The organism is Xanthomonas sp. F1, from assembly GCF_014199855.1.
Genome location: NZ_JACHOK010000005.1, coordinates 164,769 through 178,044 on the forward strand (window position 1 = coordinate 164,769; position 13,276 = coordinate 178,044).

9 protein-coding genes are annotated in these 13,276 nt (G+C 67.6%); 6 read left to right on the forward strand and 3 right to left on the reverse strand.

Features of this window, described 5'->3' with window-relative positions; translation table 11 throughout:
* The first annotated feature begins 32 nt into the window (after nt 1–32).
* The 4 genes from GGR71_RS13320 to GGR71_RS13335 all read left to right on the forward strand — a co-directional run bounded on the left by GGR71_RS13320 (nt 33) and on the right by GGR71_RS13335 (nt 7,595).
* Nucleotides 33–2,588, forward strand: coding sequence for a TonB-dependent siderophore receptor (locus GGR71_RS13320; protein WP_202405060.1), 2,556 nt, complete (start codon nt 33–35; stop codon nt 2,586–2,588).
* A gap of 85 nt (nt 2,589–2,673) precedes the next feature.
* Nucleotides 2,674–4,410 carry an ABC transporter ATP-binding protein/permease gene (locus GGR71_RS13325; protein WP_160960157.1) on the forward strand — a complete coding sequence of 579 codons (1,737 nt, stop codon included), beginning with the start codon at nt 2,674–2,676 and terminating at the stop codon, nt 4,408–4,410.
* A 43-nt stretch (nt 4,411–4,453) separates the two neighbouring features.
* On the forward strand, nt 4,454–4,786 hold the full coding sequence (trxA, locus tag GGR71_RS13330; RefSeq protein WP_160960160.1) for a thioredoxin: 333 nt from the start codon (nt 4,454–4,456) through the stop codon (nt 4,784–4,786).
* 7 nt (nt 4,787–4,793) lie between these two features.
* Nucleotides 4,794–7,595 carry an alpha/beta hydrolase family protein gene (locus tag GGR71_RS13335; RefSeq protein WP_221237699.1) on the forward strand — a complete coding sequence of 934 codons (2,802 nt, stop codon included), beginning with the start codon at nt 4,794–4,796 and terminating at the stop codon, nt 7,593–7,595.
* A 205-nt stretch (nt 7,596–7,800) separates the two neighbouring features.
* Here the strand turns inward: GGR71_RS13335 and aroA are convergent, their stop codons facing one another.
* A complete protein-coding gene (gene aroA / locus GGR71_RS13340; RefSeq protein WP_184452029.1) occupies nt 7,801–9,117 on the reverse strand; it encodes a 3-phosphoshikimate 1-carboxyvinyltransferase in 1,317 nt (438 codons plus the stop codon).
* Between the two features lie 68 nt (nt 9,118–9,185).
* On the opposite strand from aroA, the gene GGR71_RS13345 reads away from it, so the two are divergent.
* Complete coding sequence (locus tag GGR71_RS13345) at nt 9,186–9,401, forward strand: hypothetical protein (RefSeq protein WP_160960166.1); 216 nt, start codon at nt 9,186–9,188, stop codon at nt 9,399–9,401.
* 374 nt (nt 9,402–9,775) lie between these two features.
* Here GGR71_RS13345 and pheA read toward each other — a convergent pair whose 3' ends face one another.
* Together pheA and serC are read right to left on the reverse strand one after the other, a co-directional pair.
* Nucleotides 9,776–10,924, reverse strand: a complete 1,149-nt coding sequence (gene pheA, locus GGR71_RS13350; protein ID WP_160960169.1) for a prephenate dehydratase — start codon at nt 10,922–10,924, stop codon at nt 9,776–9,778.
* A gap of 82 nt (nt 10,925–11,006) precedes the next feature.
* A complete protein-coding gene (gene serC, locus GGR71_RS13355) occupies nt 11,007–12,092 on the reverse strand; it encodes a 3-phosphoserine/phosphohydroxythreonine transaminase (protein ID WP_160960171.1) in 1,086 nt (361 codons plus the stop codon).
* 154 nt (nt 12,093–12,246) lie between these two features.
* On the opposite strand from serC, the gene msrP reads away from it, so the two are divergent.
* Nucleotides 12,247–13,215, forward strand: coding sequence for a protein-methionine-sulfoxide reductase catalytic subunit MsrP (gene msrP, locus GGR71_RS13360; RefSeq protein WP_160960174.1), 969 nt, complete (start codon nt 12,247–12,249; stop codon nt 13,213–13,215).
* Nucleotides 13,216–13,276: the final 61 nt, after the last annotated feature.

Here is a 13,276-nt window from a genome sequence, read left to right on the forward strand (position 1 = left end):
ATTTCAACTGTACCAAACACTTTTGACGTGGCATGCTCGGCCCGAAGCACTTTCCGGCAAGCCACACGCGGCAGGGGATCGCCCGAGGTAGATCGCATGAAAAGTGTATGGAACACCCCAGTTGCATCCATGGATCACGAATTGCGTCCGTCGGTCGCGATTCCGCACGCCACGCCATCGCAGAGGATTCCGCCGTGTTTCCCATCAAGTCCCTGACGCTTCGCCCGGTACCGTCCCGTTCGACCACGCTCTATGCGGCCCTTGTGCTCGCGCTGTCGGGCGTCGCGCACGCCCAGCCGCAGCACAGCGCCGGCGCGGCCAGGCAGGCCGCGCCGGAAAACCTGAACTTTTCCATCCCGGCCGGCCCGCTGTCCGTCACCCTGCAGGCGATCGAGCGGGTCAGCGGAACGCGCATCCAGTTCCAGGCGTCGGACGTGAAGGACATCCTCGCCCCGGCCATCGCCGCCCAGACGTCCGCGCAAGGGGCCGTGCAGGCGGCGGTCTCGGGCAGTGGCCTGACCATGGCATCGGCGCCCGACGGCTCGATCCGGGTCTTCGTGCAGCAACTGGACTCGGTCGTGGTCACCGCCAAGCGCGACGAAGCCGAAACCGGCTTCCGCGCCTCCAGTTCTCCCACGGCGACGCGCGGCAATGCCGATCTGCGCGACGTGCCGCAGTCGGTCACGGTGCTGACGGCCAAGGTGTTCGAGACCCAGCAGACGGCCACGGTGGAAGACGCGCTGCGCAACGTGGCCGGCGTGGTCGTGCGCCCCGGCGCGCAGGGTACCAGCGGGTTCAACATCCGCGGCTTCGGCACGGCCAGCAGCACACTGTCCAATGGCTTGAGCGATCCCAACTCCGTCAAGACCAACATCGCCGGCGTGGAACGCGTCGAGGTGCTGAAAGGGCCGCAGGCCCTGCTCGCCGGCGCCAACGCGCTGGGCGGCACCCTGAACATCGTGACCAAGAAGCCGACGACCGACCCCATCCGCGACGTGACGCTCAGCTACGGCAGCCATGCCGAACGCACCGGCACCGTCGACCTGGCCGGCGCCCTGAACGACAGCAAGGAACTCAGCTATCGGCTGATCGTCTCGGGCACGCGCGCCGGCAGCAGCGCCGGAGGCTACGACGGACGCACGCAGAACTACGGATTGGGTGAGATCCGCTGGAAGAATGCGGACACCGATTTCATCGCCGGCATCTCGGCCGACCTGTCCCACGTTCCACCGGACCGGTACACCGTGGCCATCCGCGGCTTCATCGAGTCCCCGGCCCCCACCCGGCCCGGCAACCGCGCCGATGGCGGAGATACCGATACGCACTCGGCGTTCTACACCCTGGAGCATTCCTTCAGCGACGCGCTGCAGTTCACCAGCCGCATGCAGCGCACGCGCAACGACCTGGATCTGGCGATATGGACGGCGCAGTACCCGGTCGACACGGCCACCCTGCTGCTGAACTACAGCGGCACCGTGGCCCGAACGACACAGACGACCACCAGCGGCGACCATTACCTGAGCTACACGTTCAATATCGGGCCACTGGAGCAACGTCTGGTGGCAGGCGCCAACCACATCGACTACGACTTCGATACGACGCAGTACTCGAGCGTGCGGATCAACAACCGATTCGATGCGCCCACGCAGTACCTGTTCCCCAAGCTCGAACGCAGCGATGGCAGCCGCTCCTTCGGCAGCGCCCAAGCGCAATCCCAACGCGGCCTGTACCTGCAGGACACGCTGAAATGGGACAAGTGGACCCTGGTGGCAAGCCTGCGTCATTCGAGCATCGACATCGGCCAGGGAACGACCATCGTGTATCCGGCGCCGCCGGCGCCCGGCGCCGTGCTCTCTTCGAGGGCGCGTTCGCTCAGCAAGAACACCGTCAATACCGGGCTGATCTACAACCTGAGCTCGAACACGTCCGTCTACGCCAGCTACGCCGAAGGCTTTTCGCCGCTGTTTTCGGATCTGGTGGTCTGCGGCACCGATTCGACGTCGACCCCGCCCACCCAGTCGAAAAGCAAGGAACTTGGCATCAAGAGCAACAACGCGGACAACACCTTTTCCTGGACGGCCGCCGTCTTCCAGATCGACCAGCTCAACCTGCTGCAGCGCAACCGCCCGCGCAACTGCAACGACCTGATCGACGGCCAACGCTCCCGCGGTGCGGAACTGGAAGCCTCGGGCACACTCATGCCCGGGCTCAATCTCATCTTCAACTACTCCTATGTGAAGCTGGAGAGCCTATTCGATCCGACCCTGCGACCGGGCGGGCAGCCGCGCACCCAGGTGAGCCTGTGGAGCACCTACGACTTCCAGTCCGAACGCCTGCGCGACCTGAGCCTGGCCTTCGGCATCAGCGGCTGGAGCGATTCCATCCTGGGAGTCCGGGAAACCGACCCGCGTTCACCGGGCGGCGCCCGCCTCGATGCCGGCATCGCCTATACCCGGCCGACGTGGTCGCTGCGGCTCGGTGCGAAGAACCTGGCGAACCGCACGCTGTACGGCTACTCCACCAGCAGCGGGTACGTGCCCATCTCCGACAAGCGCACCTTCACGCTGACGTACGAACGCAAGCTCTGACGATCCAACCGCCTGGCGCGCGGCAACGCCGTGCGCCGGGCACTCCACGGCTTGTCTCTGCGCCCCTCCCAGGTTGCCAACTGCCATGAACGCCCCCTATCACCGCCCCCGTCTGCGCGACCTGATCCTGCCCTATTGGACATCGAGGGAAAGCTGGCGCGGCTGGATCCTGCTCGCGATCAGATTGACGCTGATGTTCACCAGCATCTACCTGGCGGTCTGGAGCAACCAGCTGCAGGGCCAGGTGGTGGATGCGCTGGTGAAGCGGCAGTGGCACGACATCTGGCACAGCCTTGGCCTGTCCTGGGTCGCCGGCATGCTCGCCATGCTGGTGTCGATGGTGCTGGCGTTCGTGATCACGCAACTGCAGCAGTACGAATGGCGCACCGCCATGACGCGCTGGCTGCTGCGTGCTTGGACCCGTCGACGGACGTACTACGCCATCGAGCGCGACGGACGCCTGGACAACGCGGACCAGCGCATCTCGCAGGACGTGGCGCGCTTCATCGAACTGACGCTGCAGCTGTTCCTGGATCCGATCCATGTGCTGGTGTCGGCCATCTCCTTCACCGTCGTCCTGTGGAACCTGTCCGGCACGCTGCACTTCACGCTGTGGGGCATCGATTTTGCGATTCCGGGGTACATGGTCTATCTGGTGTATGCATACTCGGCCGGCATGCTGCTGGTGTCGCACCTCACCGGGCGGCCGCTGATCCATCTGTTCAATCTCCGCCAGACCGTCGAGGCCAACTTCCGCTACCGCGGCATGCAGTTGCGCGAGAACGCGGAGCAGATCGCCTTCTACGACGGCGGCGCGCAGGAGCACAAGCGCCTGGACGACGCATTCGAACAGGTGCGCGCCAACTGGCGGGACATCATCGCGCGCAACGCCAAACTGATGCTGGCGCGCGAAACCTACAGCAACACCTTCTCCTCCCATCTCCTGCCGACGGCGGCGGCGATGCCGCGCTACCTTTCCGGCGCCATCACAATGGGCGACGTGACGCGCGTGGGCGGCGCTTTCAGCGCCGTCAGCAGCAGCCTCGCCTTCTTCAGCCAGGCCTACGTCACCTTCACCGAGTGGTGGGCACTCGGCAACCGACTGCGCGACCTGCTGGGGGCGCTGCAGGATGTCCACGCACAGCCTACTGGCATCCACGTCTCGCAGACGCCCGAGCCTGCCATCGCCACGCATGGCCTGGCCCTGCGACGACCCGATGGCGCGCCGCTGGCCACCATTCCCGCGCTGCAGATGCGCCGTGGCGAGCGCTGGCTGCTGCGCGGCGCCTCCGGTGCCGGCAAGAGCACGCTGCTGCGCGCCGTGGCCGGCATCTGGCCCTATGGCGAGGGCGAGATCGGCAAACCCCGGGACGGCCGGCTGATGTTCCTGCCCCAACGCAGCTACATTCCGCAGGGCACGCTGAAGGCGGCGCTGTGCTATCCCGGGCAACCCGAGGACTTCGACGACGAGCGCGTGCAGCGCGTGCTGGATGAGGTCCGTTTGTCGACGCTGGCCGGACGGCTGCACGACAGCGACCGCTGGCAGCAGAAGCTCTCCGGCGGCGAGCAGCAACGGCTGGCGATCGGCCGCGCTCTGCTGCACCGCCCCGACTACCTGTTCCTCGACGAGGCGACCAGCGCGCTCGACCCGGACACCGAGCGGGCGCTCTACCAGGCCCTGGTGCATGCGCTACCGGGCAGCACCCTCATCAGCGTGGCGCATCGCGAATCGCTGACCGCCTACCACGACCACGTGCTGGACCTCGCCCCGCCCCACAACGATGGCAGCAACGGCAGCGAACGCCCCCTGGCCCCTGCCTGACGCCTCCCGCCGCTCCGCTTTCCCTCCACTTCCGGAATCCGACATGACCGCCTCCGTTATTGCCCTCACCGACGCGACCTTCGACGAACACGTCCTCCACGCGCAGGGGCCCGTCCTCGTCGACTGCTGGGCCGAATGGTGCGCCCCCTGCAAGCAGTTGCTGCCGATCATCGACGACATCGCCGAGGAGTACGCCGGCGAGGCCCGCATCTGCAAGATCAACGCAGACGAGAACAAAGCGTTCTCGCAACAGTTCGGCGTGCGCGGCCTGCCCACCCTGATCCTGTTCGTGGACGGCAAGGAAAAGGCACGGATCACTGGCCTGGTGTCCAAGACCCGGATCGCCCAGATGATCGACGACTGCCTGGAGGCCTGAGATGGGCATGCACGCATACCATGGCAACCCACAGCTGCGACAGCAGGCGATCGATCGACTGTATGGCCTCGAACACGCGGGCCGGTGGGAGCATCGGCCCCTTTACTGGAACGGCGAGGTCGGCAGCTTCGTCGGCAGTCTGTTGCAGGGCGAGGATCTGGACCGCTGGGAGGCGGACGTCGGTCTGCCGAAATGGCTCGCCCTGGCGATCGATTCAATGGTCGCCGCCAACCCGATCCTCGGCGTGGCCTGGGCCATCCACCTGCTGCAGGGCATCCCGCCCGGCATGCCGATGGACACGGTGGGCAGCCGCAGCCTGCTGGAACTGTTGAAGGGCGAGACCCACGGGCTTCATCACGTGGAGGCTGCCGCTGGCCTGGCCGAGGCGCTGGAAGGCGTCGCCGCGCTGCATGCGGCACGCCTGGCCGGCCAGGACGTCGACAGCGCCAGCTGGCGCAAAGCCCGACGCGCGGCCGTCGAGCAGACCAACGCCCAGGAGCCCGGATCAGTTGCTGCGGCCGTGGGTTCGTGCATCGAAGCCGCCGCGTGGGACCCGATGCAGTCCCGCAGCGCCGTGTCCGACACGTTGCGCGGCTGGATGAACGCACGCATCGCGGCGGACATGGCCGCCTATCCCTGGGGCAAGACGGACGATGACGAAATGCGGGGCCTTCTGTCGGCCATCCGCGATGAGGCGCAGGCGGGCCGCCCACCCGGTGACGCCGGATTCATCAACGTCTTCGACCTGCTGGAAGAAAAGCATCCAGACCAAGCCAAGCGGCTGCGGACCTACAACAGATATCACAGGAGCCAGTACGCCACGCAATGGCGCCAGGCAGCGCTGCTGCTGCAGAACGTCGTGCATGCGGCCGATGGTTCGGCGCCGGCCGTGCTCATCCCGCGCAAGCACCTGTTCGCCAACCCTGCCCGGGCCGCCATGAGCATCAGCCCGGACGGTCAGTGGCTGGCCTGGCTGGCCGACGGCGATGGCGTGATGAACATCTGGGCTGCGCCCAGCAGCAACCCGCAGGAGGCACGGCAGATCACCCGCGACGCGCGGCGCGGCATCCAGGCCTTCGACTGGACTTATGTCCCCGGCATGCTGCTGTTCTCGCAGGACCGCGACGGCGACGAGAACTTCCAACTGTTCGGTGCCGACCTCGCCGACGGCACCTTGCGCGCCCTCACGCCCGCCGCGCCGGGCGTACGCACGGGTGTGCACAGCATCAGCCGGCAGCGGCGCGACGAGATCGCGCTGATCTCGAACGCGCGCGACGCGCGTTTCTTCGATGTGCAGTTGCTGCATCTGCGCACCGGCGCCCTGCAGTGCCTGGAAGAAAACCCTGGCTTCGCCGGCTTCGTGCTGGATGGGCGCTACGAGCGCAAGCTGGCCGTGCGCAACACCCGCGATGGCGGCAGCGAGTGGCTCCGGCGCGATGCCGCCGGACGCTGGCAGCCGTGGCAGGCGTTCTCCGCGGAAGACGCGCGCAGTTCGGCCCCCTCCCACTTCGACGAACAGGGCCGCACGCTGTATGCCTACGACAGCCGCGGCCGCGACACCGCCGCGCTGGTGGCGATCGATTGGGACAGCGGCGCCATCAGCGTACTGGCCGAGGACCCGCGCGCAGACATCGGCGGCATGCTCACCGACGCCGCCAGCCGCCGTCCCCTGGCTTACGGGGTCACCTACGAGCGCTTCAAGCTGCACCTGCTGGACGACGCCATCTGGCGCGACATCGAGACCCTCGACGCCGCGGCCGGCGACGGCGAATGGCGCATGACCGCACGTACCGAAGACGACCAGCGCTGGATCGTCGCCCTGTCGTCGGACACGCGACCTTCGTCGTCCTGGCTGTACGACCGCCAGGCGCGCACGCTGCAGCACCTGATGGACCTGCGGCCGCGGCTGACCTGGGCGCCGCTCGCACGGATGCAGCCGGTGGTCATCCCCGCGCGCGATGGGCTCCCGCTGGTGTCCTACCTCACCGTGCCCGTGGAGGCCGATGCGGGCGATCTCCGTACCGCCGCGCCGCTGCCGCTGGTGCTGCTGGTGCACGGCGGCCCCTGGTCGCGCGACAGCTTCGGCTTCAATCCCATGCACCAGTGGCTGGCCAACCGCGGCTACGCGGTGCTCAGTGTCAACTTCCGCGGCTCGACCGGTTTCGGCAAGCGCTTCGTCAACGCGGGCGACGGCGAGTGGGGCCGCAAGATGGACGAAGACCTGGACGACGCCGTGGCCTGGGCGCTGGAGCGCGGGATCGCCGATCCGCAGCGCCTGGCCATCTTCGGCGGCAGCTACGGCGGCTACGCCGTGCTGTCGGCGCTCACGCGCTATCCCACGCGCTACGCCTGCGGCATCGACGTGGTGGGGCCTTCCAACCTGGAGACGCTGCTCGCCTCCATCCCCGCCTACTGGGAAGCGGACCGCGTGCGCCAGCACCGCGCGCTGGGCGACCCCGGCACCGACGCAGGCCGTGCGCAATTGCGCGAGCGCTCGCCGCTGCACCACGCCGCGCAGATCCGCACGCCGCTGCTGATCGCCCAGGGCGCCAACGATCCGCGCGTGAAGCAGGCGGAATCCGAACAGATGGTGGCCGCGCTGCAGCAAAGCGGCATCGCGGTGAACTACGCGCTCTACACGGACGAGGGCCACGGCTTCGTGCGGGAGGCCAACCGCATGTCGTTCAACGCGCTGTGCGAGGACTTCCTGAGCCACCACCTGGGGGGCCGTGCAGAAGCGTGGTCCGAAACGGACTATCCGGGCCATTCGCTGCAACTGACGCGGCATTCCGCACGCAAGGTCGCATGATGGATGCCGGCGCCGCCGCTCCACTGCGCGCTGCGTAGCCGGGTGGCGGCCGAGCCCGCAAGCGAGCGTCTCGGCAACATCCCGCGCCCCGCGACGCCTGCCAAGGTGTGCCGCCCGCTCGAGGCGGCACCTTCGCCCGAGGCGCTGCGTATGACGCGATCGATGCACGCACCGCGGCCTGCGCTCGGCAGGCCGCAGTCATGCCTCAGCCGGCAGCGCGCAACCCGAAGCCGGCACCGCGCGCCAGCGTGTCGAAGCCCGGGAACGACGTCGCCACGTTCGCCACGTCCTCGATCCGCACCTCGCCCTGCGCCAGCTGCCCGGCGATGGCGAAAGCCATGGCGATGCGATGGTCGCCGTGGCTCTCGATGGTTCCCGCACCCAGCGTGCCGCCGTGGATGGTGGCGCCGTCCGGGGTCTCGTCGACGACGATGCCGAGGCTGCGCAGCCCGGTCGCCATCGCCGCCAGGCGGTCCGATTCCTTGACCCGCAGCTCCGCCGCGCCGCTAACCACGGTCTGGCCTTCGGCGGCGGCCGCAGCCACGAACAACGCCGGGAACTCGTCGATCATGTCCGGCACCACGCTCTCCGGAATCGTCGCACCACGCAGCGGCGCGTAGCGCACGCGCAGGTCGGCGACCGGCTCGCCGCCGTGCTCGCTGTGGTTGTGCTCGACGATGTCCGCACCCATCAGCCGCAGCGCGGCGAGCAGGCCGGTGCGGCGCGGATTGAGCCCGACCGCCTTCAGGGTGATGTCCGAGCCGGGAATGATGCTGGCGGCGACGATGAAGAACGCCGCCGAGGAGAAGTCCGCCGGCACCGCGATGTCGGTGGCGCGCAGGCGCTGGCCGCCGCGCAGGCGCGCCTGGCCGGGCGCGAATTCGATATCCACGCCGAACGCGGACAACATGCGCTCGGTGTAGTCGCGGGTGGGATGCGGCTCCTGCACCGAAGTGACGCCCTCGGCATACAGCCCGGCCAGCAGCACCGCCGACTTGACCTGGGCGCTGGCCACCGGCGAGACGAACTCGATGCCGCGCAGCGTCTGCCCGCCGTGGATGCGCAGGGGCGGCACGCCATTGGCCTCGGTGTCGATACGCGCGCCCATCAGCGCCAGCGGCTCGGTCACCCGCCGCATCGGCCGCTTGGACAGCGACGCATCGCCGACCAGCACGCTATCGAACGGCTGCGCCGCGAGCAGCCCGGCGAGCAGGCGCATGCCGGTGCCGGCGTTGCCGCAATCCAGCTCGCCTTGCGGCGCCTGCAGCCCATCCACGCCCACCCCATGCACGACGCGCTGCGACGGCGACGGCGTCTCGATCCGCACCCCGAGCCGCGCGAAGATCGCCGCGGTCGACCGCGTGTCCTCGCCCTCGAGAAACCCCTCGATCCGCGACGTGCCATCGGCCAACGCCGCGAACATCACCGCCCGGTGCGACACCGACTTGTCCCCCGGCACCGTCAGCGTGCCCTGCAGCGCAGTGCCGCGCGTTGCGATCCAGCCTTGCTCGTTGCTCATCATCGTTCCTGAAAGTCCAACCACCCGAAGATCCACCACCGCCCGAGGTCACCGCCGCCACTACCGAGCGCTTGCGCTACCACGACGACGCCTACACCCAGTCAACCAGAGCCACCGCTGTCGCTGCTGTTCTTGCTGCTGTTCTTGCTGCTGTTCTTGCTGCTGTTGCCGTTGCTGTTGCCGTTGCCTTTGCTGTTGTTCTTGCTGTTGCTGTTGTTCTTGCTGTTGCCGTTGTTCTTGCTGTTGCCGTTGTTCTTGCTGTCGCTGTTGCTCTCAATCCCCCGTGAGGGCTGGCGGGCACGGCGGGTAAAACCCCGTTAGGGGCGACGCGCAGGATGCGCGTCGTTTTCGGCAGGCACATGAATGTGCCTTCCGAAAATTCCCGTCGTGACCGCGGACCCCGCGCGCAGCGCGGGGCATCCCGCCCGGGGTGTGCTTTCTTTTGGTTACTTTTCTTTGCACAAGCAAAGAAAAGTGACTCGCGCAAAGCGCGAAAGCTTTTGCTGTTGCTGTTGCCGTTGAAGTTGTTGCTGTTGCCATTGAAGAAGCGATTTCACCCGAAGAACGCCTAGTCGCGGCTGAAGCCGCTCCTACACGTACACCTCTCTGTGTGATCAAAGCGCCCAGCCGCGGTCAGAGTCCAAGCAACCGCGCAACCACCTCAAGGCACCGCCACCGGATACGACCCCAACACCTTGATCTGCGCCGAATGCGCCTTCAACTCCGCCAACGCCAACTTCATCGCCTCATCCTCCACATGCCCGGCCAGATCGATGAAGAACCCGTATTCCCACTTCGCCTGATGCGATGGCCGCGACTCGATCCGATTCATGCTGATCCCATGCCGCGCGAACGGACTGAGCACATCGAACAGCGCACCCGGCTTGTCGTGGATGAACACCAGCACCGACGTGCGATCGTGCCCGGACGGCGGAAAGATCTGCCGCCCGATCACCAGGAAGCGCGTGGTGTTGTCCGCGTCGTCCTCGATCGACTTCATGATGACCTTCTTCAGCGCATATACGTGCGCCGCACTCTCCCCGCCGATCGCCGCCGCATCGTCGGCATTGCGAGCACGGCGCGCGCCCTCGGCGTTACTGGAGACCGGAATCTTCTCCACCTTGGGCAGGTTCGCGCGCAGCCAGCCGGCGGTCTGCGCGAACGACTGCGGATGCGCGTAGATCCGCTCGATCGCGTCCAGCCGCCCGCCGCGCGAGAGCAGGAACTGGTGCACGCGCAGCTCGGTCTCGCCGCAGATCTTCAGGTTGGAGGTCAGGAACATGTCCAGGGTGACCTGGATCGTGCCCTGCCCGGAGTTCTCCACCGGCACCACGCCGAAGTCGGCGTTGCCGCTTTCCACTTCCTGGAACACTTCCTCGATGGTCGCCATCGGCAGGCCCACCGCCGAGCGGCCGAAGTGCTTGAGCACCGCCTGCTGGCTGAAAGTGCCTTCCGGCCCCAGGTAGCCGATCTTGAGCGGCTCCTGCTGCGCCAGGCAGGCGGACATGATCTCGCGGAACACGTGCACCAGCACTTCGTCGCTGAGCGGGCCCTGGTTGCGGTCCACCACCATGCGCAGCACCTGCGCCTCGCGCTCGGGCCGGTAGTAGTCCACCGCCGCAGCAAGCTTGCCCTTGGCCTTGCCGACCTGATGCGCGAACTGCGCGCGCTCGGCGATCAACGCCTGGATGGTACGGTCGATCTCGTCGATCTTGGCGCGCACGTCGGCCAGCGCCGGCGTGGCGGCGGGCTTGGCCGGCTTGGACGATTTAGGGTCGGCGGCGGGAGATTTCTTCGGCTTTGCGGCCATGGATCGGGTTCCTCGGGGTTTCGGAGGCGCGCCCGCGCACTCCGGTCGCGGCTAAAGCCGCTCCTACGACAACAGGGGCGACTCAGCCGTGGCGCTGCTGGAAGTCGCGCATGAACGCCACCAGCGCCTGCGCGCCGGCCAGGGGCATGGCGTTGTACAGCGACGCACGAATGCCGCCGACCGCCTTGTGGCCCTTCAGCGCCAGCAGGCCGGCCGCCTTGGATTCGGCAACGAAGCGCGTGGTCAGCGTCTCGTCCGGCAGGAAGAACGGGATGTTCATCCGCGAGCGCACCGCCGCCGCGACCTCGTTGCGGTAGAAGCCGCCGGAGGCGTCGATCGCTGCGTACACCAGCGCCGACTTGGCCTGGTTGCGCTCGGCGAACGCCTGCACCCCGCCCTCGGCCAGCATCCACTTGAACACCAGCCCGGCCAGGTACCAGTTCCAGGTCGGCGGGGTGTTGAGCATGGAGTCGCGCGCCACGTGCGAGCGGTAGTCGAAGATGTCCGCGCGCGGCTGGCCGGCGCGTTCGAGCAGGTCGCGGCGAATGATCACCACCGTGACGCCGACCGGGCCGAGGTTCTTCTGCGCACCGGCATAGATCAGCGCGTACCTGGACACGTCGATCGGCTCGGAGGCGATGCTGGAGCTGAAGTCGGCGAACAGCGGCACCGCGCCGACGTCGGGCGTGTCGCGGAACTCGACGCCGTGGATGGTCTCGTTGGCGGTGATGTGTACGTAGGCGGCATCGTCGCGCAACTGCCAGGCGGCACGCGGCGGGATGTCGCGGAAGCCGTCGGCCTCGCTGCTGGCGGCCACGTGCACGTCGACGTAGGGCCCGACCTGCTTGATCGCGGTCTTGCCCCAGTGCCCGGTCACCACGTAGTCCACGGTCTGCCCGGGCGCTGCGAAGTTCAACGCCAGCAGCGCCTGCTGGGTGGTGGCGCCACCGGCCAGGAACAGCACGGCGTAGTCGTCGGGAATGCCGATCAGCCGGCGCAGGTCGGCGTCGGCCTGCGCCGCCACCTCCATGAACTCGGCGCCGCGGTGGCTCAGCTCCACGATCGAGGCACCCACGCCGTTCCACTCCAACATCTCCGCCTGCGCCTGGCGCAGGACCGATTCCGGCAAGGCAGCGGGGCCGGCACTGAAATTGAACGCGCGCGTCATGGGGCACCTATCGGACAGGACCCCTAGTATGCCGCAGCGCAACAGCTTGCGGCCCTAGCAATTTAGGTTGCATTTGCATCCATTCGCCCGGCGCATGCGTAGTCTGTGTTGAAGTTCCAGTCACCCGCTCGCCCCTTCGCTCCAGGAGTCCGCCATGTCGTTGCGCGATGCCCTCACCGTCCCCAGCCGCGAGATCACCGACGAGGCGGTCTACCGCGACCGGCGGCGCCTGCTGCAGGCCCTGGCGTTGACCCCACTGTCCGGCCTGGTCGGCTGCGCCGATGCCGAGCCGCCGGCCCCGCCGAAGACCGTGGTGACACCGGAGCAGGCGCGCAGCGGGTTCCGCACCAACGAGGAGCTGACCCGCTACGAGGACGTGACCAGCTACAACAACTTCTACGAGTTCGGCACCGACAAGACCGATCCGTCGAAGGCGGCCAAGACCCTGCGCACTTCGCCGTGGTCGGTGAAGGTGTCCGGCGAATGCGAGAAGCCCGGCACGCTGTCCCTGGACGACCTGCTCAAGGGCCAAACGCCCGAGGAGCGCATCTACCGCCTGCGCTGCGTGGAAGGCTGGTCGATGGTGATCCCGTGGCTGGGCGTGCCGCTGGGCGAGGTACTGAAGCGCTTCGCGCCGACCTCCAATGCCAAGTACGTGGCCTTCACCACCCTGGCCGATCCGCAGCAGATGCCCGGCGTCCGCTACAGCTCGATCGACTGGCCGTACAAGGAGGGCCTGCGCATCGACGAGGCCATGCACCCGCTGACCCTGCTCGCCACCGGCCTGTACGGCAAGCCGCTGCCGCAGCAGAACGGCGCGCCGCTGCGGCTGGTGGTGCCATGGAAGTACGGCTTCAAGAGCATCAAGTCGATCGTCGAGATCCGCTTCGTCGAGCGCATGCCGGAGACCGCCTGGCACGAGCTGCAGCCGTCCGAGTACGGCTTCTTTTCCAACGTCAATCCGGCGGTGGACCACCCGCGCTGGAGCCAGAAGACCGAGCGCCGCATCGCCGGCAAGGCCAGCAAGCTGTTCGCCGAGCGCATCCCCACCCGCCCGTTCAACGGCTATGCCGACCAGGTGGCGTCGCTGTATGCGGGGATGGATCTGAAGAAATGGTACTGAGCGGGGATTGGGGATTCGGGAGTGGGGATTCGTGGAGCGGTCGCTGCGCGCGGCGGGTCTA